This is a genomic window from Paracoccus pacificus, from assembly GCF_042680785.1.
Classification (GTDB): domain Bacteria; phylum Pseudomonadota; class Alphaproteobacteria; order Rhodobacterales; family Rhodobacteraceae; genus Paracoccus; species Paracoccus pacificus.
The window spans coordinates 152,661-178,503 of record NZ_JBHUEN010000043.1; the positions used below are offsets into that span (position 1 = coordinate 152,661).

A 25,843-nucleotide genomic window follows, 5' to 3' on the forward strand; every position below is an offset into this window, starting at 1 on the left:
GGCGGCACGGGGCTGGTTACAGCCGGCCCCAAAGGTCGTATTCCCCGGCCTCATCCACGGTGACGGTCACGATATCGCCGGGCTTCAGCGCCTCGAATCCGTCGTCGATGAACAGGTTGCCGTCGATTTCCGGCGCGTCGGCCTTGGTGCGGCAGGTGGCGCCCTCGGCATCGACCTCGTCCACGATCACCTCGATGCGCCGGCCGACCTTCGCGGCCAGTTTCGCTTCGCTGATCGCCTGGGCCTTTTCCATGAAACGGTCGAAGCGGTCCTGTTTCACCGCCTCGGGCACATGGTCGGGCAGGTCGTTGGCGCGCGCGCCCTTGACGTTTTCGTATTGGAAGGCGCCGACGCGGTCCAGTTGCGCCTCGTCCAGCCAGTCGAGCAGCGTCTGGAACTCCGCCTCGGTCTCGCCCGGGTAGCCGACGATGAAGGTCGAACGCAGGGTGATGTCGGGGCAGACGGCACGCCATGCCGCGATCTCGTCCAGTGTTTTCGCCGCCGCCGCCGGGCGGGCCATGCGCCGCAGCGTGTCGGGATGGGCGTGCTGGAACGGGATGTCCAGATAGGGCAGCACCAGCCCATCGGCCATCAGCGGGATCAGATCGCGCACGAAGGGATATGGATAGACATAATGCAGGCGCACCCACGCCCCGAGACTGCCCAGATCGCGCGCCAGATCGGTGATATGGGCGCGGTGGCCGCGTTCGGTCGCGTGCTTGCGGTCAAGACCATAGGCCGAGGTGTCCTGCGAGATGACCAGCAACTCCCTGACCCCGGCCTCGACCAGCTTTTCCGCCTCGCGCATGACGGCATGGGCGGGGCGGCTGACCAGACGGCCGCGCATGTCGGGGATGATGCAGAACTTGCATTTGTGGTTACAGCCCTCGGAGATCTTCAGATAGCTGTAATGGCGCGGGGTCAGGCTGACGCCGGACGCGGGCAGCAGGTCGATGAACGGATCGGGTGCAGGGGGGACCGCGCCGTGAACCGCGTCCAGAACCGATTCGTACTGATGCGGTCCGGTGACGGCCAGAACCTTCGGATGCGCGCCGGTGATATATTCGGGTTCCGCGCCCAGACAGCCGGTGACGATGACGCGGCCGTTTTCCTGCAAGGCCTCGCCGATCGCCGACAGGCTTTCGGCCTTGGCGCTGTCCAGAAAGCCGCAGGTGTTCACGATCACCGCATCGGCGCCCTGATAGTCGGGGCTGATCGCATAGCCCTCGGCCCGCAGCCGGGTCAGGATGCGTTCGCTGTCGACCAGCGCCTTGGGACAGCCAAGACTGACCATGCCGATCGTCGGCTGGCCGTCGCGCCGGATATCGGGAACGGTCGCGCGGGCGAGGTCGGGGCGAAGCAGGGGCGGGTTCTGGCTCATATCGCCGGTCTCCTAGCGGCAGTCCTGTGGCGCGGCAAGCCGCCTGTTCACTTGGTTCGGCTCTCGCATAACATGGCAAACACCCGCCGGTCGCGGGTGTTCTTGATCGGTAGGACGAGGGGCCTCGAGCCGGACAGGACGGACCGATGAGGCGTCCCCCGCGCCCCCTAATGCCCGAACGTCAGTGCAGTTGGCCGTGGCAATGTTTGAATTTCTTGCCCGAACCGCAGGGGCAGGGGTCGTTCCGCGACGGGCTGCCCCAGGTGGTCGGGTCGTTTTCATCGAAACCGGCGACGCGGCCCTCGACCTCGCCACCCTCGGCCTCTTCGTGTTCGGCGACCATATTGCCCTGCGTTTCCGCCTGCGCCTGAGCGTACTGGCGCAGCATTTCGTCGCGCTCGGCCTCGGTCAGCGGGCGGATCTGGGCAAGGCGCTGGGTCACTTCGCCCCGCAGCCCTTCAAGCAGGGTCTCGAAAAGCTGGAAGCCCTCGGTCTTGTATTCCGACAGCGGGTCGCGCTGCGCATAGCCCCGGAAGCCGACGACCGAGCGCAGGTGTTCCAGCGTCACCAGATGTTCGCGCCATTTCTGGTCGATCATCTGAAGCAGGACCTGCTTTTCGATGTTGCGCATGTTTTCCAGCCCGAACAGCTGGGCCTTGGCATCCATATAGCCGTCGGTGGCCTCGATCAGGCGTTCGCGCACGACGTCGCGGTCAACCCCGTCCTCGGCCGCCCATTCGGCGATCGGCAGATCCATGTTCAGCCCGTCACGCACCGCCTGATTCATGCCCGCGCTGTCCCACTGGTCGGCATAGGCCTTGGCCGGCAGGTATTCGTCGACCAGATCGTCGATCACCTGATGGCGCATGTCGCGGGCGATATCCTCGACCTCGTCCGATTCCATGATCTCGCGGCGCTGGCTGAAGATCGCCTTGCGCTGGTCGTTCATCACGTCGTCGAATTTCAGAAGCTGCTTGCGGATGTCGAAGTTGCGGCCCTCGACCTTGGCCTGCGCGCGTTCCAGCGACTTGTTGACCCAAGGGTGAACGATGGCCTCGCCTTCCTTCATGCCCAGCGTCGACAGCACCTTGTCCAGCCGTTCGGATCCGAAGATCCGCATCAGATCGTCCTCGAGCGACAGGAAGAACAGCGACCGCCCCGGATCGCCCTGACGGCCCGAGCGGCCGCGCAACTGGTTGTCGATGCGGCGGCTTTCATGGCGTTCGGTGGCCAGAACGAACAGTCCGCCGGCGTCCAGCACCTGTTGTTTTTCGTCCGCGTGTTCGGATTCGATCTTGCCGCGCAATTGGTCGGGATGGGCTTCGGGATCGGCGGCAAGCGCCTCCATCACCTTCATCTCGATATTGCCGCCCAACTGAATGTCGGTGCCGCGACCGGCCATGTTGGTGGCGATGGTCACCGCGCCCGGCTTGCCGGCATCGGCGACGATCTTGGCTTCCTGTTCGTGCTGGCGCGCGTTCAGGACGTTATGCGGAATGTCCTGCGCCTTCAGCATCGCCGACAGCATCTCGGATTTCTCGATCGAGGTGGTGCCGACAAGGATCGGCTGGCCGGCGGCATGGGCTTCCTTGATCGCCTCGATCACGGCCTCGTATTTCTCGGTCGCGGTGCGGTAAACCCGGTCATGTTCGTCCTGACGGGCGATCGGGCGGTTAGTCGGCACCTCGACCACGCCGAGCTTGTAGATTTCGGCGAATTCCTCGGCCTCGGTCGCGGCGGTACCGGTCATGCCAGCGAGCTTTTCATAAAGTCGGAAGTAGTTCTGGAAGGTGACGGATGCCAGGGTCACGTTCTCGGGCTGGATGGCGACGCCTTCCTTGGCCTCGATGGCCTGATGCAGCCCGTCGGACAGGCGGCGCCCGGCCATCATCCGGCCGGTGAATTCGTCGATCAGGACGATCTCGCCGTCGCGCACGATATAATGCTGATCCTTCTGATACAGCTTATGCGCCCGCAGCGCCTGGGTGACGTGGTGCACGATCGTGGTCGATTCCGGATCGTAGAGCGTCTGACCCTCGGGCAGGATACCGGCCTGCTGCAGCCGCTGTTCCAGATATTCGTTGCCTTCCTCGGTATAGGTCGCGTTGCGGGTCTTTTCGTCCAGCTTGAAATGCGTCTCATCCAGTTCCGGGATGAAGGCGTCCAGCGTCCGGTACAGCTCGCTGCGGTCCTGGCTGGGGCCCGAGATGATCAGCGGCGTCCGCGCCTCGTCGATCAGGATCGAGTCGACCTCGTCCACGATGGCATAAAAATGCCCGCGCTGGGTCATCTCGGCGATGCTGCCGCGCATGTTGTCGCGCAGATAGTCAAAGCCCAGCTCGTTGTTGGTGGCATAGGTCACGTCGGCCTGATAGGCGGCGCGCTTTTCCTCGTCGGGCTGGAAGGGATAGACGACGCCGGTGGTCATCCCCAGCGCCGCAAAGACCTTGCCCATCCATTCGGCGTCGCGTTTCGCCAGATAGTCGTTGACGGTGACGACGTGGACGCCCTTGCCGGCCAGCGCGTTCAGATAGGCCGGGAAGGTCGCGACCAGCGTCTTGCCCTCACCCGTCTTCATCTCGGCGATATTGCCCTGATGCAGGAAAATCCCGCCCATCAACTGCGTATCGAAGGCGCGCAGGCCAAGGGCGCGGCGCGCGGCTTCGCGGCAGTTGGCGAAAGCCTCGGGCAGAAGGTTATCCAGCGACTCGCCGCCCTGCGCGCGACCCTGCAACTCGCGGGTCTTTTCGATCAGCTGTTCGTCGGAAAACTGCTGGAACTGCGGTTCAAGCGCATTGACCCGTTGAACAAGCGGACGGGTCGATTTCACCTTGCGGTCGTTGGGGGTGCCAAAAACCTTCTTCGCCAAATTGCCAAGGCCCAGCATGATTTCTCCGGCGTTGCGGTCGCGGATCCTGCGGCCGACAATGGTTTGTGATCAGGACGTATGGGCAGATCGGCCCACTTGCCCGCACCGGACGCAATGCCTACAAGGCCTCATGCGAAAGGGGCGGATACGCCTTATTCGGTTGCGCCGGATGTATGTTGCCCCCTACGCAGTGTCAACGCCGCGTCAACGCCCCGGGCCCATACTGACGTAAAGATGCGCCCGAAAATATGAGGATTTCATGCGCCACATTCGTCTTGCCCTGCTTGCCGCCACCACCAGCGCCACGCTTTTGGTGCCCGTCGGCGCCGCGCTTGCCGCCGATCCCGATACGGTCGTGGCGACGGTCAACGACCAGACGATCACGCTTGCCCAGATGATAGCGATGCGGAATTCCTTGCCGGAAGCGTCCCAGGGCCTGTCCGACGAAGCGATGTGGAGCACCCTTCTGGACAATCTGATCAGCCAGACCGCCGTCGCCGAAACGATCGAGGACAAGCTGACCGCCGGCGACAAGGCCGTGCTGGAAATTCAGAAACGCGCCTATATGGCCGGTGCCGCGCTGGAAAAAGTCGCAGCGCCCGAGCCGACCGAGGATGAGCTGAAGGCGAAATACGACGCGGTCTATGGGACCGAAGCCAAACCCGCCACCGAATATCGCGCCGCCCATATTCTTGTGAAAACCAAGGAAGAGGCCGAGGCGATCCGCAAGGAGCTTGAGGGCGGCGCCGATTTCGGCGAACAGGCCGCGGCGAAATCGACCGATAATTCCGCCGCGAACAAGGGCGATCTGGGCTGGTTCACGCCCGACATGATGGTCGCGCCCTTCTCGGAGGCGGTGGTCAAGCTGAAGCCGAACGAGATTTCCCAGCCGGTCCAGACCGATTTCGGCTGGCATATCATCAAGCTTCTGGAAACCCGCGAGGTGAAACCGCCGGCATTCGACGAGGTGAAGCCGCAGCTTGCGATGCAGATCCGCCGCGAGCGTGTCGACGCTGCGATCCAGAAAACCCTCGACGATTCGAAAATCACCAGAACCGAGGGGCTTGACCCGAAACTGTTGCAGGACGCCTCTGTTCTGGACCAATAAAACCCCGGAACTGATGATCTCGGGTCGGCGATAATACAGGGAAAGGCGAAAAACATGGCCAAGAACGACACAAGCAAGGCAATGAAAAAGGTCCGCAAGGCGGCCCGCAAATTTGCCGAGGAAGTTCTGTCCCATGCCGAGCTGAGTTCGGCGGGTGCCGAGAAGAAGAAGGCCAGACGCAAGGCCGAGGCTGCTGCGGCGACGGCGGCAAAGCCCGCCAAGGTCAAGATCGTCTCGCCGCTAGCGCCTGCGTCCTTCCCGCAGCTTCCCGTCATCGCCGGGGTCGAATTCGCGTCGGCCGCGGCGGGCGTGCGCTATCAGGGGCGCACCGATGTGACCATGGTCCGGCTGGCGCCGGGCACGACCATCGCCGGCGCCTTCACCAAATCGTCGACCCGCGCCGCCAGTGTGCTCGATTGTCAGGCCAAGCTGGCGGGGCGGCAGGATAGCGCGGCCGGCGCCGCGATACTGGTCAACTCGGGCAATGCCAACGCCTTCACCGGGGCCGAGGGGCAGCGCGGCGTCGACGCGGTCGCCGGCGCGGTGGCCAAGGCGCTGGACATTCCAGCCGCGCGCGTCTTCACCTCGTCCACCGGCGTGATTGGTGAGCCCTTGCCGGCCCAGAAGATCGTCGACGTGGTCGACGGGTTGCGTGACGCCATGGACGCGGGCGGTATCCGTGACGCGGCCGAGGCGATCATGACGACGGATACCTTTCCCAAGGGCGCATGGGCCGAGATTGCGGGCGAAGGCGGTCCGATCCGCATCGCCGGCATCGCCAAGGGTTCGGGGATGATCGCGCCGGACATGGCGACGATGCTGGTCTATATCTTCACCGATGCGAAAATCGCCGCGCCGGCCTTGCAAAAGCTGGTGTCGCGTCAACTGGACCGGACATTCAACGCGATCACCGTGGACAGCGATACCTCGACCTCGGACGCGCTGATCGTGGCGGCGACCGGCAAAACCACCGCCGCCCCGATCACCGACATGCGCAGCAAGGTCAGCCGCGAGTTCGCCGCGGCACTCGGCGCTGTCATGCTGGATCTGGCGCAGCAGGTGGTGCGCGACGGCGAGGGTGCAACCAAGTTTGTCGAGGTTCAGGTCACCGGGGCCGCGACGCCCGCCGATGCCCATAAGGTCGCCATGGCGATCGCAAACTCGCCACTGGTCAAGACCGCCATCGCCGGCGAGGACGCCAACTGGGGCAGGGTGGTCATGGCGGTGGGGAAATCCGGCGCCCATGCGGATCGCGACCGGCTGACCATTCGCTTTGGCGACATGATCCTTGCGCGCGACGGCTGGCGCGACCCGGGCTATGACGAAGCCGCCGCCAGCGCCTATATGAAGGGTGACAATCTGGTGCTGGGCGTCGATCTGGGCCTTGGCAAGGCCAAGCGCACGGTCTGGACCTGCGATCTGACCCATCGCTATATCGACATCAACGCCGATTACCGTTCGTGAAGATCGTTCTTGTCGCGGCGGTCGCGCTGATAGATCCCGAGGGGCGGGTGCTTTTGGCGCAGCGCCCCGAAGGCAAGTCGCTGGCCGGGCTGTGGGAGTTTCCCGGCGGCAAGGTCGAGCCGGGCGAAAGCCCCGAACATGCGCTGATCCGCGAATTGGACGAGGAACTGGCGATCAAGACCCATAGCTCATGCCTGGCGCCGCTGACCTTCGCCACCCATGCCTATGAGGATTTTCACCTGCTGATGCCGCTGTTCGCCTGCCGCCGGTGGAGCGGGATTCCCGCGCCGCAGGAAGGGCAGAAGCTGGCCTGGGTACGCGCCCACGATCTGCGCAACTACCCGATGCCCCCCGCCGATATCCCGCTGATCCCGATCCTGCGTGACTGGCTGTAAGCGGCCGGAACTCCATCGTGTAAATCGTGCAACAGACGTAACATTAATGTTTTATTCATTTTTCATTTGTTAAGTTTGGGTACACAATCACGTTATGACAGGTGGAGGCGACCGTGATTCGTACAATAACAATCGGTAGCTATATCTCGGTACAGGGTTTGTTTGAGCGTCAATCTCCGAACGGCAATATCGTGGTTCGCGTCGGCGGCCAGACGTTCGAAGGCAAGCCGGTCAGCAACTGACCGGCCGCCGGGTCGGAAACGTCCGGTGGCGGGCGGGTGGTCGGAACGACCTCTCGACGCGGGCCAAAGGGACGATTTTCGCGACAGGCTGAAAACAAAGGGGCGCCCCGGGGCGCCCCTTTTTCATTCGGGATCGACAGGGATCACAGCTTGCGCTGCACTTCCTCGCGCTCGAAGATTTCGATGACGTCGCCCTTGCGGATGTCGTCGTAATTCTCGAAGGCCATGCCGCATTCCTGGCCGCTTTGCACTTCTTTGACCTCGTCCTTGAAGCGTTTCAGCGTTTTCAGCGTACCTTCGTGGATCACCACGTTGTCGCGCAGCAGACGCACCCCGGCCGAGCGGCGGGCGACGCCTTCGGTGACCAGACAGCCGGCGACATTGCCGACGCCCGACACCCGGAACACCTCTTTGATCTCGGCGTAACCGATGAAGTTCTCGCGCACTTCGGCCGACAGCAGGCCCGAGGCCGCCGCTTTGATGTCATCCACCAGATCGTAGATGATCGAATAATAGCGGATCTCGACGCCCTTCTGGTTGGCGGCGTTGCGGGCGGGCGCATTGGCGCGGACGTTGAAGCCGATGACCGGCGCGCCCGAGGCCTCGGCAAGGCCCACGTCGCTTTCGGTGATGGCGCCGACGCCGTAATGCAGCACGCGGACGCGCACCTCGTCGTTGCCGACCTTTTCCAGCGCCTGCACGATCGCCTCGGCCGAGCCCTGCACGTCGGCTTTGACCACGACCGGCAGTTCGGCGACGCTTTCGTCGGCCTTGGCCTTGGCCATCAACTGTTCCAGCGTGGTCGCGGCACCGGCGGCGGCGCGCTTGTCTTTCGACGCCTGTTCGCGATAGGCGGCGATCTCGCGGGCCTGGGCTTCGGTGTCGACGACGTTCAGCACGTCACCAGCTTCGGGCGTGCCGTTGAGGCCAAGCACCTCGACCGGAACGGATGGACCCGCCTCGGGCACACGCTCGCCCTTGTCGTCGATCAGCGCGCGGACCTTGCCCCACTGTTCGCCGACGACAAAGATATCGCCCTGCTTCAGCGTGCCGTTCTGAACCAGAACCGTGGCGACGGGGCCGCGGCCCACGTCCAGCTTGGCCTCGATCACCGCACCGAGTGCGGCGCGTCCGGGGTTGGCCCGCAGTTCCAGAATCTCGGCCTGCAACGCGATCGCCTCCAGCAGGTTGTCGAGCCCCTGACCGGTCTTGGCCGAAACCTCGACGTCCTGCACGTCGCCCGACATCTGCTCGACCACGACTTCGTGCTGCAACAGGTCCGTGCGGACCTTTTGCGGGTCGGCGTTGGGTTTGTCGATCTTGTTGATCGCCACGATCATCGGCACGCCGGCGGCCTTGGCGTGGTTGATCGCCTCGACCGTCTGCGGCATGACCGCGTCATCGGCGGCCACGACCAGCACGACGATATCCGTCACATTGGCGCCGCGCGCCCGCATGCTGGTAAACGCCGCGTGGCCGGGCGTGTCGAGGAAGGTCAGCACCGCACCCGAATCGGTTTTCACCTGATAGGCGCCGATGTGCTGGGTGATGCCGCCGGCCTCGCCGGAGACGACGTTGGCGTGACGGATCGCATCCAGAAGGCTGGTCTTGCCGTGGTCGACGTGGCCCATGATGGTCACGATCGGCGGGCGCGAGACCAGATCCTCGTCCTTGTCCTCGACCATGTCGATGACCTGTTCCACATCGGAATCGCTGACGCGGACGGCCTTGTGGCCGAATTCCTCGATCACCAGTTCGGCGGTGTCGGCGTCGATGACCTGATTGGCCGAAACCATCATGCCCATCTTCATCAGCGCCTTGACCACATCAGCGGCGCGTTCGGCCATGCGGTTGGCGAGTTCCTGAACCACGATGGTTTCCGGAAGCTGCACGTCGCGCACCTGCTTTTCGGCCCGGGTCGCGCCGCCCATGGCTTTTTGGCGGGCCTTTTCCTGCTTGCGCTTCATCGCCGCCAGACTGCGCTGACGGCCGCCTTCGCCGTCCAGCGCCTGGCTGATCGACAGCTTGCCGGTGCGGCGGTTGTCGTCGCGCGCGCCCTTGCCGCGCGAATCGCGGTCAGGCGCGGTCTCGCGGTCACGGTCGGTCTTGCGGGGGCCGGTGGTGCTGACGCCCTTGGTTTCGGCGCGGGTCGCCGCAGCTTCGGCCGCCGCGCGATCGGCGGGGGCGGCGGGGGCTGCCTCGGCGGCCGGGCGGGCGCGGGTTTCCTCTTTCTTCTGGGCGCGCAGCCGGGCTTCTTCGGCCTTGCGGGCGTCCTCTTCTTCCTTGGCGCGCAGGGCTTCCTCGCGCTCGCGATCCTCACGTTCCTTGGCCTCGGCCTCGCTGCGGCGACGCTCGCGCTCTTCCTCGCGCGCCTTTTCCTCGGCCTCGCGGGCCTCGGCCTCGGCGGCTTCGCGGGATTTCGCAGCCTGAAGCGCCTTCAGGCGCCGTTCCATCTCGGCATCGGAAATACCCGCGGGGCGGCGCGAGGGATCACCCAGCCCCGAGGCCGCCGCCGATTTGGCAGGGGCCGGGGCACCGGGCTTGGGAACCACCACGCGCTTGCGCTTGGTTTCGACGACGACATTCTTGGTCCGGCCGTGGCTGAAGCTTTGCTTCACCTGACCCGGACGGCCGCCGCCTAGACCCAGAGGTTTCTTTCCGTCTGTATCGCTCATTCCGAACTCAATTCCTTCCCGGCAACCAAACTGCCGTCATTGCCGCGCAGACCAGCCAGTCTGCTCGCGTCCCTTATCAACTTTTCAGTCAGGCCGCCCGGCGCAAGCGCGCTGTGTATGACATGATCGCGACCGAAAGCCAAACCCATTTCTGACGCGGTGAGACAACCGAACCACCGCCCTCCCGGCGGGGTCCAGAGCTTGCCTTTTCCGCGTTCGGATCCGTCGCTGGCCTGTAGCAGCACCTTTGCCTTGCCGTCCGCCAGCCAGCCCTTCACCTTTTCAAAACCCGCAACCGCATCGCCGGCCTTGCGCGCCAGCGACAGCAGTTCGATCACCTTGCGCGCCAACGCCTCTTCGACCAGATCGGCAAGGCCTGCCGGGGCGGGGGCGGGCCCGCGCGCGGCGCGCGAAAACAGCCCCTTCGCCGCGGCTTTTTCGATCAGCGCCCGATCCGCCGTGACCCAGATGCCCCGACCCGGCAGCTTTTCCGCCAGATCGGGGACAATTTGTCCTTCCGGACCAAGGATAAAGCGCACCAGCCCCGCCTTGGGCTGGACCTCGGCCGTGACGATGCAGCGCCGTTCGGTCGCCTGATCGGTTTTGTCGCGGCCGCCCCGGGTCATCGGAACATCCGGGACCGTCAGGCCCCGGCCCCCTCGGTGGATCCCGCCTGATCGGCCTCGTCCTCGTCGGTGGTTTCCAGCTCGGCCGGATCGACCCAGCCCAACTGAACCCGCGCGGTCATGATCATGGTCTGCGCCTCTTCCAGCGAGACGTCGAACGGCTCCAGAAGGCCGTCGTCCTTGACGCGCTGCCCGTCGACCGTGGTCCAGCCGCCGGCCAGTTCCCAGTCCGCGCAGGTGGCGAAATCCTCAAGCGTCTTGATGCCGTCCTTGGCCAGCGCCTCTACCATCTGGGGGCTGAGCCCGTCGAATTCAATCAGGCTGTCCTCGACGCCAAGCGCACGGGCGTTTTCCAGCGCCTTGCGATTCGCCGCTTCCAGATAGTCGCGGGCACGGGCCTGCAATTCCTCGGCGGTGGCGTCGTCCACGCCCTCGATCGCCAGAAGCTCGTCCAGATCGACATAGGCGACTTCTTCCAGATTGGTGAAGCCTTCGGCGACCAGAAGCTGGGCGAAGAATTCGTCCAGATCCAGCGAGTCGACGAAAAGCTGGGTCCGGGCGGCGAATTCGGCCTGACGGCGCTTGGATTCCTCTTCCTCGGTCAGGATGTCGATGTCGAGCCCGGTCAACTGGCTGGCAAGACGCACGTTCTGACCGCGCCGGCCGATGGCCAGCGAAAGCTGTTCATCGGGAACCACGACCTCGATCCGGGGCGCATCCTCGTCGATGACGACCTTGGCGACCTCGGCCGGTTGCAGCGCGTTGACCAGAAACGTCGCCTGATCCTCGTTCCACGGGATGATGTCGATCTTTTCGCCCTGCAATTCGCCGACGACGGCCTGCACGCGCGAACCGCGCATACCGACGCAGGCGCCGACCGGGTCGATCGAGTTGTCATAGGAAATGACCGCGATCTTGGCGCGGCTGCCCGGGTCGCGGGCGACGGCCTTGATCTCGATCACGCCGTCATAGATTTCCGGCACTTCCATCTTGAACAGCTCGGCCATGAACTGCGGATCGGTGCGCGACAGGAAGATCTGCGGGCCACGGGTTTCGCGGCGCACGTCCTTGACATAGGCGCGGATGCGGTCGTTCGGGCGATAGCTTTCGCGGCCGATCTTTTCGTTGCGGCGCAGGATCGCCTCGCCACGGCCGACATCGACGATGATGTTGCCGTATTCCTCGCGCTTGACGATGCCGTTGATGATGGTGCCGCGGCGGTCCTTGAATTCCTCGTACTGCCGGTCACGCTCGGCCTCGCGGACCTTTTGCAGGATCACCTGCTTGGCCGATTGCGCGGCGATGCGGCCCAGTTCGACCGGGGGCACCTCATCGACGATCACGTCGCCGATCTGCGGATCGGCCAGATAGGGACGCGCCTGTTCGACGGTCAATTGCGCCTGATAATTCTCGACCTCGTCATCCGCGACGACCGTGCGCACGCGGGTAAAGCGGGCATTGCCGGTCTTGCGGTCGATCGACACGCGAATGTCCATTTCGCTGCCATAGCGGGACTTGGCGGCACGGGCGAGGCTGTCCTCCATCGCTTCGATGACCAGCGAGGGGTCGATCATCTTCTCGCGGGCAACAGCCTCGGCGGTCTGTAACAGTTCAAGCTGGTTGGCAGAGGTGATGGCCATCAATCACTCCTTGATCGGGGCTGCTTCCCCGGTGTCGTTTGTGGTTTCGGTTTCGATTTCGTCAAATGCGGTTTCGTCCAGATCCGCCCCGCCGGCTTCCTTGCGCTGGCGCAGCATCTCGGCGATCAACTCGTCGGTCAGGACCAGTTTGGCGTCGGACAGCCAGTCGAAGTTCAGCCCGATGGTGTGGGTCTCGCCGCCTTCCTCGATGTTCAGCAGGATTTCCTGATCCTCGACCCCGGCCAGCACGCCTTTCCAGCGTTTCCGGCCTTCGATCGCATGGCTGGTTTCCAGCCGCGCCTCGTACCCCTCGAACGTCTCGAAATCCTTCAGCCGGGTCAGCGGGCGGTCGATGCCGGGGCTGGAGACCTCGAGGTTATAGGCGTCCTCCAGCGGGTCCTCGACATCCAGCGTGGCCGAGACATCGGTCGAGATGCGGGCGCAGTCGTCGACGTTGATGCCGCCCTCGGGCCGGTCGGCCATGATTTGCAGCGTGGCGGTCTTGCCGCCCAGCAGACGGACGCGGACCAGCTCGAAGCCCAGGCCCTCGATCACCGGCGTGATGATCTCGGCCAGGCGCCGGTCGATGGCGGTTTTGGCGATCAGATCGGACATGATGCCCTCACGGCTTGAAAACAAAAAACGGGCCCGCAGGCGGCCCGTCACAACTTCTCCGGTGGAGCAGGTTGTGGAGGCCTGCACCGCTGTTGACGGGCATATACGCCCGCGAAAGCCGAAATGCAAGGGCCGTTCACGTCGCGGCTATGGGCGCGGCCGGCTTTCGGCGGGCGGCGGTCAGCCGCGCAGCGCGTCCATGACCCGGATGAGTTCCGTCGCGATCCCGGGTTCGGACAGCGCATGGCCGGCGCCCGACACCATGCGCAGATCCGCCAGCCGCCAGCCGTCGGCCAGTTCCCATGCGCTGATCGGCGGGCAGACCATGTCATAGCGGCCCTGCACGATGACTGTCGGAATATGTTCGATCAGGTGGCGGTTGCGCAGCAACTGGCCTTCCTCAAGGAAAACCCGGTTGATGAAATAGTGATTTTCAAGCCGGGCGAAGGCGCGCGCGTAATCCGGCGGCACGTGGCTGGAGGCATCGCCCTGCATTACCGCCAGCGCGTTTTCCCAAAGCAGCCAGGGCAGCGCATGTTCCGCCTCGCGCCGCCAGTCGTCGCAGAACAGCCGGCGGTGATAGGCGGCGATCATGTCGCCGCGTTCCTCGGGCGGGATCGGCGCGCAGAACCGGGCCCAGAGATCCGGCCAGAACCGGCCCGCGCCGCCGGCATAGAACCAGTCCAGCTCTCGCTGCCGGCCCAGAAACACGCCGCGCAGAACCAGGCCCTGCACCTCGTCGGGAAAGGTTTGCGCATAGGCGAGCGCCAGTGTCGCGCCCCAACTGCCGCCGAACACCATCCAGCGGTCGATGCCCAGTTCCTGCCGGATCTTCCGGATGTCGCCGATCAGATGCTGGGTGGTGTTTGCCGTGACGCTGGCATTCGGCCGCGAACGTCCGCAGCCACGCTGATCGAACATCACCAGCCGATAATGATCGGGATCGAAAAACCGCCGCATATAGGGGCTGGAGCCGCTGCCGGGGCCGCCATGAAGCACCACCACGGGCTGACCCTGGGGGTGGCCCGATTGCTCGATATAGATACGGTGGCCATCGCCGACATCCAGGGTCCGCCTGTCGAATGGCGTGGCCATGGGATGGGGATGTCCCCGGCTTGCACCGATTTCGCCTGCGATCCTGTCCATATTCGGTTTATATAGCGACCGGACCCACGCCGTCACGAAGGAATCTGCAATGACCGCCAGTATCGACCCGGCCGAGATATCGAAGTTCGAGGCCATGGCCGCCGAATGGTGGGATCCGCGCGGAAAGTTCCGGCCGCTGCATATGATGAACCCGGTACGGCTGGATTACGTGGTCACCCAGATCGCCGCCCAGTTCGGGCGTGATCCGCGTGCGCCGGCGCCGTTCAGGGGCCTGCGCATTCTGGATATCGGTTGCGGCGGCGGCCTGTTGTCCGAGCCGATGGCCCGGCTGGGGGCCGAGGTGGTCGGGGCGGATGCGGCGGCCGGCAACATCACCGTGGCCCGCCTGCACGCCGACAGCCAGAACCTGAGCATCGACTATCGCGCCACCACCGCCGAATCACTCGCCGCGGCGGGCGAGCGGTTCGATGCCGTGCTGGCGCTGGAGATCATCGAACATGTCGCCGACCCGCAGGACTTCATGACCACCTGTTGCGCGCTTCTGCGGACCGGCGGCATGATGATCTGCTCGACCCTGAACCGGACGCCGCAAAGTTTCGCCATGGCGATCGTGGGGGCCGAATGGGTGTTGCGCTGGTTGCCGAAGGGTACGCATGACTGGCGCCGCTTCATCACCCCGGACGAGCTTTACGAATTGTCCCGCAAGGCCGGTCTTGATCCGGTCGACCGGCGCGGCATGGTGTTCAACCCGCTGCGCCGCGACTGGCGTCTGTCCGACCGGGATCTGGCGGTGAACTACATCACCACCCATCTGCGGCAGGACTGGGCATGACGGTCGGTCTCTGCCGGGCCTATGACAGGGACGCGCTGGCCCACGCGGTCGGGGCGCGGGTGCTGGTCGACCGCGTATGGCCGCGCGGGATCAGCAAGGCGGATCTGGATCTGACGCTTTGGGCGAAACAGGCCGCGCCCTCGACCGGCTTGCGCAAATGGTTCGGCCACCTGCCCGCGCGCTGGGACGCGTTTCGCCGCCGCTATATCGCCGAACTGGACGCCGCGCCGGAAAACCTGATGCCGATACGCGCGCTGATGGCCAAGGGTCCGGTGGTGCTGATCTATGGCGCGAAGGACCGTGCGCATAATCAGGCGGTGGTCCTGCGGGACTATCTTGATGGTGTGGACGGCACCGCCTAGCGGCTTCAGCTTTCCGCGTCGGCCAGTTCAAGGCGCTGGCGCAGTTCCCGCAATACCGGCAGGGCGGCGCGGACCCGGTCCGGGCCGATGTCACGGACGATTTCATTGATCAGCGGCATGAAGGAGGCGATCGCGGCATCGCGCGCGGCCCGCCCCGCCGGGCTGATCGAGACGAATTTGCGGCGCGCGTCGTCCCAGTCGGGGCGGATATGGACGTGACCGGCCCACTCCAGCCGCGTCAGCGTATTGGTCATGGCGCCACGGGTGACGCGGAACGCATTCGCAAGCTGGGCCGGCGTCCGCTCTTCACGGACATGGGCAAGCAGGTTCAGAACCGAAAAATGCGAGATACGCATGCCACGGGGCAGGGCGCGGGACACAAACTCCCGCGCCAGTTGATCGGTGTTGAACATCTCCGAGAACAGCGCAGCCGCCAAAGGGTCGACCTGCTCGCTTGCGGTGATGGCTTGGGCTTCTGTGGCCATAAGGCAGGTTACACACGCTTGGATTGCCAGACCCGGCGCAGCATGCGTTTGCCCGATGCATATTGCAAGAATTACTCGCCGTCATCGCGATGTCACCGCGACCGCGCTTTCGGACCGGCGGCCGGTCAGCCGGCCAGAAGCGCGTCCAGCTTGCCCTCGCGCTCCAGCGCATGCAGATCGTCGCTGCCGCCGATGCCTTTGCCGTCGATGAAGATCTGGGGCACCGTGCGGCGGCCGTTCGCGCGCTGCGTCATCGCCGCCCGCAAAGTCGGATCGGCGCCCACGTCGGTTTCCTCATAGGCGACGTTCTTGCGGGCCAACAGCGCCTTTGCCGCCGCGCAATAGGGGCAGGTGCGGGTGGTGTAGATCTCGACTCGGGCCATGGCGTGTTCCTTGATTGACAGGCCCTGCCTAATCATTTTTCGCCGCCCTTGCCAGCACCGCCGTGACGATGGGACCGGCACCCGCCGCATGCAGCGCCGTCGCGGCCGCCGTCATGGTCGCGCCCGAGGCCATGACGTCATCGACGATCATCACCGGCCGCCCCGCAAGATCGCCGGCAGGGCCGCGGACCCCGATCGCATCGGCCTGATTGTCGAACCGCTCGTGCAAGTCGCGGTGATCCTGCGCGGGTGTGTGGCGCAGCCGTTGCAGAAGGCCGGGGCGATGCTCCAGCCCCAATTGCCGGGCGACCGTGGCGGCAAGCAGCGCCGACTGATTGTATTTGCGCCGCAAAAGGCGGCGGGCGGGAATGGGAATCGGGGCTACGATCATGCCGGGCCGGGCAAGCGGTTGCGCGGCGCTGGCCAGCCATTGGCCAAGCGCGGGCGCCAGATCGGGCCGGTCGCCGTGCTTCAGCGCCAGCACCAGCCGCCGGCCGCCGCCCGAATAATCCAGTGCCGCGCGGCCCCTGACCCAAGGCCGCGACAGGATGACGCAATCATCGCACAGCAATCGCTGATCTGCCGCAACGCCGCCGCCCGGATCGTCGACATCGCCGGGCGCGGGCAGGCCCACGCCGCAAAGATCGCAGCAATCCTCGCGGATGAACCGCGTCTCGCGCCAGCAATCGCCGCAAAGCCCGCCCTCATGATCCACGGTCGCGCCGCAGCCGAGGCATTGCGGCGGGTAAAGTAACCGTAAAGCGACTTTCCACCCGCGGGGAAGCAGCCTATGTTCAAACCCCATGAATACGGCCCCCGCCACCCCCCATGCCTCGCGCCTGACCGACCGCAAGGCCCTTTCGCGACAAAGGGACCGGGCGCGCCGCCAGGGGACGGTCGATTATCTGCAAAGACTCGCCGCCGTCGAAGTGCAGGATAGGCTGGCCGAGGTTAACAGAAGATTTACGCGGGTGGCCGTCATCACCGCTTTCCCGGAAATCTGGCGGGAATATTTTCCGGATGCCCGCTTCGTCGCGGACGAGACGGTTCTGGACCTGCCGCAACAATCGCTCGATCTGGTGGTTCACGCCATGGGCCTGCACTGGTCGGACGATCCGGTCGGGCAGATCATCCAGTCGCGGCTGGCGCTGGTCCCGGACGGGCTGTTCATCGCCGTGCTGCCGGGTGGCCGCAGCCTTGCCGGTTTGCGCGCCGCGCTGACCCGCGCCGAGGCCGAGGTCTCGGGCGGCCTGTCGCCGCGGCTTCTTCCGATGGCCGATATCCGTGATCTGGGGGCGCTGATCAACCGGGCCGGCCTTGCGCTGGGCGTGGCCGATCAGTTGGAACAGCGGGTCTCGTGGCGCGATGCCTTTCACATGATGCGGGACCTGCGCGGCATGGGCGAGGCGAATGCGATGCAGAACCGGCTGCGTGTTCCCACCCGCCGCGCCGTCCTGACCCGCGCGGCCGAGATCATGGCCGAGACCTGCGCCGACCCCGATAACCCCGGACGGATCCGCGACGGGTTCGAGCTGATCTTTCTGACCGGCTGGGCCCCCGCCGAAGGCCAGCAAAAGCCGCTGCGGCCCGGATCGGCCCGGATGTCCCTTGCCGAAGCCTTGAACAGCCAGGAAAAGCCCCGACCGTGAACGACATGCCATCCCCCGCATTCCGGCCCTCAGTGGCCATGCCCGCCGACCATCCCGCCGTTCCCCCGGCCCGCATCGGTATCCTGATCGCCAATCTGGGAACGCCGGACGCGACCGATTATTGGTCCATGCGGCGCTATCTGAACGAGTTTCTGTCGGACCGTCGCGTCATCGACTATCCAAGGTGGAAATGGCAGCCGATCCTGCAAGGCATCATACTGACCAAGAGGCCGTTCACCTCGGGCGCGAATTACCGGCTGATCTGGAATAATGAGGCGAATGAAAGCCCCCTGATGACGATCACCCGGAACCAGTCCGCCGCGCTGGCCAAGGCGGCGGCGGCGCGTTGGGGCGACCGGGTGATGGTCGATTTCTGCATGCGCTACGGCAACCCCTCGACCGCGTCGGTGGTGGCCCGCATGGTCAGGGCGGGCTGCGACCGGATCCTGTTCCTGCCGCTTTACCCGCAATATGCCGGCGCCACGACCGCGACCGCGAACGATCAGTTCTTCCGCGCCCTCATGGCCGAAAAGCGCCAGCCCGCCAGCCGCACGGTGGCCGAATATTTCGCCCGCCCCGACTATATCGCCGCACTTGCCGCATCGGTGCGCCGCACGCTGGGCGAGCGCATACCGCAGCGGCTGGTGGCCAGCTATCACGGCATGCCGATCCGTTATCTGACCGAGGGCGATCCCTATCATTGCCAATGCCAGAAAACCACGCGGCTGCTGCGTGACGCGCTTGGCTGGCCCGAGGGGGTCATCGACACCACCTTCCAGTCGGTTTTCGGGCGCGAGGAATGGCTGAAGCCCTATACCGTCAAGCACGTGGCCGAGCTGGCCCGGCAAGGCGTGACGGACATCGCCGTGATCTCGCCCGCCTTCGCCGCCGACTGCATCGAGACGCTCGAGGAAATCAACGGCGAAATCCGCGACGCCTATATCCATGCGGGCGGCAAGGACTTCACCTATATCCCCTGCCTCAATGACGATCCCGAGCATATCGCCATGCTGACCGACCTGATCGCGGACAATCTGGGCGGCTGGGTCTGACGTCCGACGTCCGACGGTCCGGCCGGCCGGCCGTCAACGGGCCGGGGTGACGATCTGATAGGTGCAGTCGAACGAGGCTGCGGCGACACGGTAGGTGTCGGCCGTATCGGCCGGGTTCTGCACGATCGCGTCACCGGCCCTGGCGACCATCCGTTCTCCCCACGGGGCGGTGAAATCATAGGGGCCGTTGCCGGCCGGGATGATGAAATACGCCATCGGGACGCCCTTCGGAACATAAGCCGTCCAGCCATCGACCGGCGCGGCGCCGTCCTGTGCGGCATAGCGGTCGGCGAATTTTGCGGCCGCGACCAGATATTCTTCGTTCCCGGTCGCCGGACAGCGGTTCCTGACGACGAAATCGCCGGTTTCGGCCGGTTTGCTTCTGGTCTCCACGCCGTCATTCCTGATGATCGTCACGATCACCTCGCCCGACGCTGCCGGGCGGGCATCCACCGGCCGGGTCTTTTGGGCGATCCCGGTGCGGCCCTGCTGGCGGGCCTCGGCGAAGATGGCGACCATATCGACATCCTCGGCCGCGGCCATTGCCGGCGGCAGAAAGGCGGCGACCACAGCGGATAGCGCGGCGAAAGCAGGAAAAGCGGTCACGGCGAAAGCTCCGTCAAAAGGGGTGGCAGGCGCGGCGATACCGGGCTGCCCGAAAGGTCCGGGTGTGCGAGAATTAGGCCGATCACGGATCGAACCGGCAAGCAAAAAGGGGACCCTTCGGCCCCCTTTTTCCAAAGCGTGTGCCCGGCTGAGCGTCCTAAAGCAGCACGACCTGCGTGCCGATCTTTGACAGCTCGAAAAGCTGGGCGATGTGTTCGTTATAAAGACCGATGCAGCCGTTCGACGATTTGCGGCCGATCTTGCGGGTGTCGTGGGTCCCGTGGATCCGGTAATACTGCCACGACAACCACAGGGCATGCGTGCCAAGCGGGTTGTCGGGGCCGGGGGGGACAAAATCGGGCCACTCGGGGTTGCGCTTTTTCATTTCGGGCGTCGGCGACCAGCTGGGCCCGACGACCTTCTTGATGATCTCTGTACGGCCGCGGCGGGTCAGATCCTCGCTGACCGGGATCGAGGTCGGGTAAAGCCGGTAGGTAACGCCGTCCTCGCCCCAGAAATGCAGCGCGCGCGAGGTCATGTCGACCAGAATGGCGCCGTTGGTCAGGTTCTGGAAATGCGGGCGCCAGTCCTGCATCCGGAAGCTGGAGATATTGTGCCGCGGGCTGGCGCCGGCGTCATACTGGACCATGCCCGCATCCGGTGTCGCGCCGGCCGGCGCGCCGGTGCCGACGACGGGCTGTCCGGTGTAAGGGTCGATCTGCTGGGCAAGGGCGGGGGCGGCCAGACCGGCTGCGCCAACGGCGGCGGCAGTGGACAGAAAGGCGCGACGGTTCAACGGGGACTGCCTGTCGTTCGTCATCAGTTTCTCCTTCGTGGACCGCCTTGGGCCGTTTCGCTTTTCGCGACTGCTCGGTGGGCCGGCGGATTTTTTTTAAGCTGGCGGGTCGTATCCATGCGGGCATGGCCCGGCCTGTCTACGTTCATTCGTAGCCGGGAAATACGCCTATGCGGGCAAAAGTGCAATTCAAACTGGTGTCATCGCAACACTCACGCAACTTTGCTTGCCACGACACTTTGCCGCAGGCATTTGCTTCGCTATGGCACGTAATAAAAACATACATGAGGGTCACGTGAACATGAAACTCCGAGCATTAACCATGGTTGCCGTGCTTGCGCTGGCCGCTTGTGGTGGGCCGCGCACGCCGGCGCTTGGGCCGGACGGTCAGCCCTTGCCGGTCGCCTACAAGATCAGCGGGCGCGAGGCTTCGGCCATCCCCGGCCGGGTGCTTCAGCAGGTCAATGGCCTGCGCGCCAACGTCGGCCTTGCCCCCCTGACACCGAACCCGCAGCTTGATGCCGCAGCCCTTGCCCAGTCGCGCGACATGTCGGCGCAGAACCGGGCGTGGCATTTCGGCTCGGACGGGTCGTCGCCGCTCGACCGGATTCAGCGCAGCGGCTATACCGGCCGGCTGATCGGCGAAAACATCTCGGAAACCTACGAGAACGATATCGCGACGCTGAATGCATGGATGCAGGAACGCGATACCCGCGACGTGATCATGGACCCGTCGGCGCGCAATCTGGGCATCGCATGGTATCAGGAACAGGGCGGCAAGATCTGGTGGACGCTGCTGGTCGGGGCCTGATCAGGACCGCCTGACACGCGGTCGGGTCCGGGCCGCGCGGGAAACGAAAAACCCCGGCAGCGATGCTGACCGGGGTTTTTGATGTCCCGCCTTGGGCCGGCGGGCAGGGCGGATGCGCCCTTACGGCCGGATGATGATCGGCACCCCGGGGCGCAGCATGGAATAGACATCCTCGATCTCGCTGTCGGTGATCGCGATACAGCCCGCGGTCCAGTCGGGACGGTTCGCCGCGCGACCCTCGGCGCCCTGACCATGGATGAAGATATCGCCGCCCGGACGCCGGCCATAGGCCTCGGCCTGCGCCACGTCCTGCGGATCGGGGTAAGAGATACCCACCGACAGATAATATTGGCTGTTCGGGTTGAAGCGGTCGATGAAATAGACGCCTTCGGGCGTCTTGCCATCGCCTTCGAACATCTTGTCGCCAACCGGGTTGTTGCCAAGATTGATCCGATAGGTCTTGAGCACCTGATTGCCGCTGAACAGCATCATCACGCGCTGACCTTTGTTGATCTGCACCTGTGTGACCGGCGGGCCGGCATAGGTCTTGAATTTGCTTTGGGGCTGTCCGCCGCACGAGGCAAGCACGACAACAAAAAGCATCGCAATCGCTGCGCGGATATGTGTTCTGATCACTGCGTCGTCGCCATTTTTGCGTGTTTTGATTAAGCCAAACCTATCACAATCCCAAGAGCACCGCTAGCGGCGCCGGAATATTGCTGCAGTTTCGATATGCGCGGACCAGCGGAACTGATCAATCACAAAAAAGCGCGTCATATCGTAACCGCCGTCCAGCATCTTGCGCGTATCGCGCGCGAAACTGACCGCGTCGCAGGAAATCCACGCAACGACCGGCACGTTTGACGCCGCGATCTGCGCGGCCTGCGCTTCGGCCCCGGCGCGTGGCGGGTCGATCACGATTGCGTCAAAAGAATTCAACTCGGTCGTCAAAAGCGGGTTCCGGGCCAGATCGCGCAGCTCGGTCGTCAGAATCGGCCGCCCCGCCGCCTGCCGCCACGCCGAATCAAGCGCGGCAAGCGGTGCGGCCAAGCCCTCGACCGCGTGGACCCGCGCCCGCCGCGACAGCGGCAGCGCGAATGTGCCCGATCCGGCGAACAGATCGACGATGCGTTCGGCGCCCTTGCACGCCTCGGCCACCACGGCGGTCAGCGCCGTCTGCCCCTCGACCGTCGCCTGAAGAAACCCGCCCGGCGGCGGGATCAGTTGTGCGCCGCCGATAGGCAGCGCCGGGGGGCGGCGGAGCGCAATGATCCGGTCATTCCACGTCAGCCGCGCCAGATCGCCCTGTTCCGCCAGCATGGCCAGCGTCTGGAACAGTGCCGCGTCGGGTTCGCGGCCGCCGGTGACGGTCACGTCCAGCCCCGCCGGCCCCTCGGTCACCGCCAGCGCGCATTCCCCCGCGCGCGAGCCGCCCGCCGCGACGATCTGCCGAAACAACGGCAGCGCCGCGACGATGGCGGGCCGCAGCACGAGACAGTCCTGAATATCGACGATCACGTCCGAGGCGCGGGCGTGAAATCCGATCTGCGCGCCCTTGCGGCTGCGTTTGCCGGCAAGGGTCGCGCGTCGCCGGGATCGCGGGGGCGAGGTGCTGATGCCGTCGACCCGCGCCGTGATCCCATGGGCGGCCAGCGCCTGTACCGGCTGGGCGCATTTCCAATCGGCGACGAAGCGGTCACTGGCGTGTTGCAGCGCACAGCCGCCGCAGCGGCCGAAATACGCACATGGCGGCTCCACCCGAAACGGCGAAGCGGTCAGGATCCGCGGCTCGGCCATGCGGCCGTCCGAGATGTCGCCCGCGACGGTCTCATCCGGCAGAGTCAGGGGGGCGATGATCCGCGCACCAGCCTCGTCGACCCCCACGCCCTCGGCGCGGCGGCCCAGCCGCTCGATCAGGGCCACGGTCATTCCCGGCTGTCCTGCGCGCTGCTGTGCAGGATGCTGCGGGGTTGTTGTTGCGGGGCCGGAAGAGGGGATTTTTCGGCGGCTGGTTTTTCGGCTGCGGGTTCTTCCACTGCGGGTTTTCCATCCCCCGACGCTTCGGTGATCGCCATCCCGGTGTCCGCCATCTCGGGCGCTGGCGTTTCGGGCGCAGGCTTTTCGTCGCCGGCGTTCCCGGCCGCAATGGGTTCGGCGGTTGCGGGCTCGGGCACCGGCTTCGCCGCCGCAGTCAACGGCTTCGCGCCGTCCTGCGGCAGCGGCACCCGGCGGCCTTGGGTGCTGGCCTCGACGATGGCGCGCATTTCGGGGCTGCGGTCCATCAGCTTGGTGAACCGCGCCTCGTCGAGGCTAAGCAATGTGCTGGAACTGATCGCCTTGACCTGTGACCGGCGCGGGCGGCGGGTCAGGATGCCGATCTGGCCGAACATCTCGCCCCGGCCCAGACGTTCCTTGTGCCCGGCGGTGTCCATCTCGACCGCGCCCGAGGCGATGAAGAACACCGAGCGCGCCGGTTCGCCCTTACGCATGATGATGTCACCGGGGTGGACATAGATGGTGCGCAGCGCGCGGGTCAACTGTTTGCGGTCGCTGTCGGGCAGGCTGGCGAACAGCGGGAACTGCTGCACCAGCTCGGCCTTCTGCATGGTCAGGTCCAGCGGCGGGCGTTCCTCCAGTCGGGCGCGCGTGGCCAGAATATCCTGCTGCAAGGTTTGATACAGCTCGGGTCCGATCAGACCGTCATCCCGCAGGATCTGGTATTCGCGCTCTTCCATCCGCGCGGTGGTGCGGCGGATGAAGCGGCGTTCGATTTCCTCGACATAGCCGGGATATTGCAGCCGCAGCCCTTCCAGCGCGGTCGAGGTTTCCTCTTCGCGGCGCCGCAGCAGGTCATGCAGCAGGTCGGCGATGCGGCGACCGTGAATACGGCGGATCTTGGTGTCGATGTGATTGTGCAGCTCGGCGAGCGTCATGCGCTGGTTCAGCAGCATTTCGAAGCGGTTGGCGGTCAGGTTCGACAACAGCCGCGAATAGCCCAGCCGGTTGTGCAGAAACACCGCAAGCCGGTACAGCCGCCCGGTCCCGAGTGCGCGGCGCCCGGCCTCGCGATAGCCGTTGCGGCCGCCGGTGCGGGTACGCTCGATCAGCCGGTCGGCGTCGGTCAGCATCTGGTCGACGATCCGGGTCGAGACCATCTGCTGGCGGAACCCTTCAAGGATGATGTCGCGTTCACGCGCGGCCAGCGCCAGAAGGCCCAGTGTCACGCGCTGGGTTTCGGGAATGTCCTCGGCTTCCTCGGCACGCTCGACCGCCTCGTTCAGACGCTCGCCAAACCGCTTGGCTTCCGAGCGGATGATGTCGTGGTCAAGGTCGTGGTCGCGCACGCTTTCGGCCACATCCTCGCGCACGTTCTGAAGCGCGACGGCGATGACCTGCTGGGACAGGGCGCGGTCCAGCGGCGCAAGCTTCGTCAGACCCAGCCGCTTGACCACCCAGCGCAGCGTCGTGCCCTGAAGGAACAGCGTCATCAGGGTGAAGCCGGTGGCGAGAATCCCGATCTCGCGCTTGATGTCGATCGGCACGCGCAGGTTTTCCGTCACCGCCAGCGCCAGCGTCAGGGTGATCGCCCCGCGCAGGCCGCCCCACAGGATCGCCACACGGTAAGGGCGCTGCACGCGCGGCGAAAACCCCATCCGGTGCAACAGCGGCAACATTCCCCACAGCATCACGATGCGCGCGCTGAATGCGGCCAGCGTCACCACGAGGATCAGCACCAGATCCCACAGCTGCGCATTCGCCATCAGACGCGGGATCAACAGCGCCGCCATGATGAAGATCAGCGCCCCGGCCCAATGCGCCAGAAGATCCCAGACCTCGCGCAGGTGGGTCCAGAGCGCGGGGGTCAGCCGCCCCGGGCCCAGCAGGTTCAGCGTCATGCCCGCCGTCACGACCGCGATGATGCCCGACGCGCCCAGCACGCGTTCGGCCACCAGGTAGGTGACATAGGGCAGCGCGATCGACAGCGACATCTGCGCCGCGGGATAGGACGGAAAGCGCGACATCACGATCAGCCCAAGCTGCCCGGCGATCCAGCCCGAGATAAGGCCAAGTGCGACCAGTTTGGGGAAATCGACCATCGCGTCACGCAGCGTCGGGTTCGGCACGCCGGCCATCACGAAGGCCAGGAAAAAGCCGAACAGCGCGATGGCGGCGGCGTCGTTCAGCAGGCTTTCGCCCTCGACGATGCGGGTCAGGCGCTGGGGTGCGGCGATCGAGCGGAAGATCGACACGACCGCCGAGGGATCTGTGGTGGACACGATCGCGCCAAGCAGCAGGCACGCGATCAGCGGCATTTGCGAGAACGGTTGCAGCCAGAAGCCGACGAAGAAGGTCGCCACCACCACCGCGACCACCGCCATCACCAGAATCGGAACCATGTCGTCCATCATCCGGCGCAGGTTTAGTCCCAAGGCGACCTGAAAGATCAGCGTGGGCAGGAATACGTACAGAAACACCGACGAACGTATCGGCAAGGACAGGATCGCCAGCATCCCGGGATCCAGCTGACGGGCGAACGCGGTCTGCTGCACCAGCACCGCCGAGACGCCCAGTACCGTCCCGATAACCGCCAGCACGACCGAGAACGGCAGCCGCAACCGGGCCGAAAGCGGTTCGCTCAGCCCGATGATGATGAACAGGACCGCGAAGGCGGTGACGATTGCAACAACATCCATGCGGACACCGTAACGGCATGGCCGATCCGCCGAAAGATAGCCCGGCGGGAA

23 protein-coding genes are annotated in these 25,843 nt (G+C 65.2%); 8 read left to right on the plus strand and 15 right to left on the minus strand.

The window, feature by feature from the left end; translation table 11 throughout:
- Window positions 1-16: 16 nt before the first annotated feature.
- Window positions 17-1,381, minus strand: a complete 1,365-nt coding sequence (rimO, locus tag ACFSCT_RS13220) for a 30S ribosomal protein S12 methylthiotransferase RimO (RefSeq protein ID WP_379143443.1) — start codon at window positions 1,379-1,381, stop codon at window positions 17-19.
- A gap of 181 nt (window positions 1,382-1,562) precedes the next feature.
- The gene (secA, locus tag ACFSCT_RS13225) at window positions 1,563-4,268 is read right to left on the minus strand and encodes a preprotein translocase subunit SecA (RefSeq protein ID WP_379143444.1); all 2,706 of its coding nucleotides are present in this window, start codon (window positions 4,266-4,268) and stop codon (window positions 1,563-1,565) included.
- A 241-nt stretch (window positions 4,269-4,509) separates the two neighbouring features.
- Between secA and ACFSCT_RS13230 the strand changes: the two genes are divergently transcribed.
- From ACFSCT_RS13230 to ACFSCT_RS13240, 3 genes are read left to right on the plus strand one after another with little or no spacing between them, the layout of a single operon-like run.
- Entirely contained in the window at window positions 4,510-5,358 is an 849-nt protein-coding gene (locus ACFSCT_RS13230; protein WP_379143445.1) for a peptidylprolyl isomerase, read from the plus strand.
- A gap of 54 nt (window positions 5,359-5,412) precedes the next feature.
- The gene (gene argJ / locus ACFSCT_RS13235; protein WP_379143446.1) at window positions 5,413-6,822 is read left to right on the plus strand and encodes a bifunctional glutamate N-acetyltransferase/amino-acid acetyltransferase ArgJ; all 1,410 of its coding nucleotides are present in this window, start codon (window positions 5,413-5,415) and stop codon (window positions 6,820-6,822) included.
- Entirely contained in the window at window positions 6,819-7,217 is a 399-nt protein-coding gene (locus tag ACFSCT_RS13240) for a (deoxy)nucleoside triphosphate pyrophosphohydrolase (RefSeq protein WP_379143448.1), read from the plus strand. Before argJ ends, ACFSCT_RS13240 begins: the two co-directional genes overlap by 4 nt.
- A 385-nt stretch (window positions 7,218-7,602) precedes the next feature.
- Here the strand turns inward: ACFSCT_RS13240 and infB are convergent, their stop codons facing one another.
- The 5 genes from infB to pip form a co-directional block, all read right to left on the minus strand.
- Window positions 7,603-10,134 carry a translation initiation factor IF-2 gene (gene infB / locus ACFSCT_RS13245; RefSeq protein ID WP_379143449.1) on the minus strand — a complete coding sequence of 844 codons (2,532 nt, stop codon included), beginning with the start codon at window positions 10,132-10,134 and terminating at the stop codon, window positions 7,603-7,605.
- Window positions 10,131-10,760, minus strand: coding sequence for an RNA-binding protein (locus tag ACFSCT_RS13250; protein WP_379143451.1), 630 nt, complete (start codon window positions 10,758-10,760; stop codon window positions 10,131-10,133). Before ACFSCT_RS13250 ends, infB begins: the two co-directional genes overlap by 4 nt.
- A gap of 17 nt (window positions 10,761-10,777) precedes the next feature.
- Window positions 10,778-12,400 carry a transcription termination factor NusA gene (gene nusA, locus ACFSCT_RS13255; RefSeq protein WP_379143452.1) on the minus strand — a complete coding sequence of 541 codons (1,623 nt, stop codon included), beginning with the start codon at window positions 12,398-12,400 and terminating at the stop codon, window positions 10,778-10,780.
- A gap of 3 nt (window positions 12,401-12,403) precedes the next feature.
- Complete coding sequence (gene rimP / locus ACFSCT_RS13260) at window positions 12,404-13,015, minus strand: ribosome maturation factor RimP (protein WP_379143453.1); 612 nt, start codon at window positions 13,013-13,015, stop codon at window positions 12,404-12,406.
- A 180-nt stretch (window positions 13,016-13,195) separates the two neighbouring features.
- The gene (pip, locus tag ACFSCT_RS13265; protein WP_379143455.1) at window positions 13,196-14,110 is read right to left on the minus strand and encodes a prolyl aminopeptidase; all 915 of its coding nucleotides are present in this window, start codon (window positions 14,108-14,110) and stop codon (window positions 13,196-13,198) included.
- A gap of 100 nt (window positions 14,111-14,210) precedes the next feature.
- Between pip and ubiG the strand changes: the two genes are divergently transcribed.
- Both ubiG and ACFSCT_RS13275 read left to right on the plus strand, forming a co-directional pair.
- The gene (gene ubiG / locus ACFSCT_RS13270) at window positions 14,211-14,954 is read left to right on the plus strand and encodes a bifunctional 2-polyprenyl-6-hydroxyphenol methylase/3-demethylubiquinol 3-O-methyltransferase UbiG (protein ID WP_379143457.1); all 744 of its coding nucleotides are present in this window, start codon (window positions 14,211-14,213) and stop codon (window positions 14,952-14,954) included.
- Window positions 14,951-15,316, plus strand: a complete 366-nt coding sequence (locus ACFSCT_RS13275) for a DUF488 domain-containing protein (RefSeq protein ID WP_379143458.1) — start codon at window positions 14,951-14,953, stop codon at window positions 15,314-15,316. Before ubiG ends, ACFSCT_RS13275 begins: the two co-directional genes overlap by 4 nt.
- Before the next feature lie 5 nt (window positions 15,317-15,321).
- Here ACFSCT_RS13275 and ACFSCT_RS13280 read toward each other — a convergent pair whose 3' ends face one another.
- The 3 genes from ACFSCT_RS13280 to ACFSCT_RS13290 form a co-directional block, all read right to left on the minus strand.
- Entirely contained in the window at window positions 15,322-15,801 is a 480-nt protein-coding gene (locus tag ACFSCT_RS13280) for a MarR family winged helix-turn-helix transcriptional regulator (RefSeq protein WP_379143460.1), read from the minus strand.
- Window positions 15,802-15,926: 125 nt separating this feature from the next.
- Window positions 15,927-16,184: a glutaredoxin 3 gene (gene grxC / locus ACFSCT_RS13285; protein ID WP_379143462.1), complete on the minus strand. Its 258-nt coding sequence runs from the start codon at window positions 16,182-16,184 to the stop codon at window positions 15,927-15,929.
- Window positions 16,185-16,212: 28 nt separating this feature from the next.
- Complete coding sequence (locus ACFSCT_RS13290; protein ID WP_379143463.1) at window positions 16,213-16,989, minus strand: double zinc ribbon domain-containing protein; 777 nt, start codon at window positions 16,987-16,989, stop codon at window positions 16,213-16,215.
- On the opposite strand from ACFSCT_RS13290, the gene ACFSCT_RS13295 reads away from it, so the two are divergent.
- Complete coding sequence (locus ACFSCT_RS13295) at window positions 16,988-17,833, plus strand: class I SAM-dependent methyltransferase (protein ID WP_379143465.1); 846 nt, start codon at window positions 16,988-16,990, stop codon at window positions 17,831-17,833. The two genes, ACFSCT_RS13290 and ACFSCT_RS13295, sit on opposite strands and share 2 nt — an antisense overlap.
- A 38-nt stretch (window positions 17,834-17,871) precedes the next feature.
- Window positions 17,872-18,885 (plus strand): ferrochelatase, encoded by a 1,014-nt coding sequence (gene hemH / locus ACFSCT_RS13300; protein WP_379144377.1) that lies wholly within the window; start codon window positions 17,872-17,874, stop codon window positions 18,883-18,885.
- A gap of 33 nt (window positions 18,886-18,918) precedes the next feature.
- Here hemH and ACFSCT_RS13305 read toward each other — a convergent pair whose 3' ends face one another.
- Together ACFSCT_RS13305 and ACFSCT_RS13310 are read right to left on the minus strand one after the other, a co-directional pair.
- On the minus strand, window positions 18,919-19,491 hold the full coding sequence (locus tag ACFSCT_RS13305; protein ID WP_379143466.1) for a hypothetical protein: 573 nt from the start codon (window positions 19,489-19,491) through the stop codon (window positions 18,919-18,921).
- Between the two features lie 157 nt (window positions 19,492-19,648).
- Window positions 19,649-20,311, minus strand: a complete 663-nt coding sequence (locus ACFSCT_RS13310; RefSeq protein WP_379143467.1) for a L,D-transpeptidase — start codon at window positions 20,309-20,311, stop codon at window positions 19,649-19,651.
- Window positions 20,312-20,588: 277 nt separating this feature from the next.
- On the opposite strand from ACFSCT_RS13310, the gene dalA reads away from it, so the two are divergent.
- Complete coding sequence (gene dalA, locus ACFSCT_RS13315; protein WP_465263183.1) at window positions 20,589-21,098, plus strand: divisome-associated lipoprotein DalA; 510 nt, start codon at window positions 20,589-20,591, stop codon at window positions 21,096-21,098.
- Window positions 21,099-21,218: 120 nt separating this feature from the next.
- Here dalA and ACFSCT_RS13320 read toward each other — a convergent pair whose 3' ends face one another.
- From ACFSCT_RS13320 to ACFSCT_RS13330, 3 genes are all read right to left on the minus strand, one after another.
- Window positions 21,219-21,701: a L,D-transpeptidase family protein gene (locus ACFSCT_RS13320; protein ID WP_379143469.1), complete on the minus strand. Its 483-nt coding sequence runs from the start codon at window positions 21,699-21,701 to the stop codon at window positions 21,219-21,221.
- A 96-nt stretch (window positions 21,702-21,797) separates the two neighbouring features.
- Complete coding sequence (locus ACFSCT_RS13325) at window positions 21,798-23,027, minus strand: class I SAM-dependent RNA methyltransferase (protein ID WP_379143471.1); 1,230 nt, start codon at window positions 23,025-23,027, stop codon at window positions 21,798-21,800.
- Entirely contained in the window at window positions 23,024-25,792 is a 2,769-nt protein-coding gene (locus ACFSCT_RS13330; protein ID WP_379143473.1) for a cation:proton antiporter, read from the minus strand. Before ACFSCT_RS13330 ends, ACFSCT_RS13325 begins: the two co-directional genes overlap by 4 nt.
- Window positions 25,793-25,843: the final 51 nt, after the last annotated feature.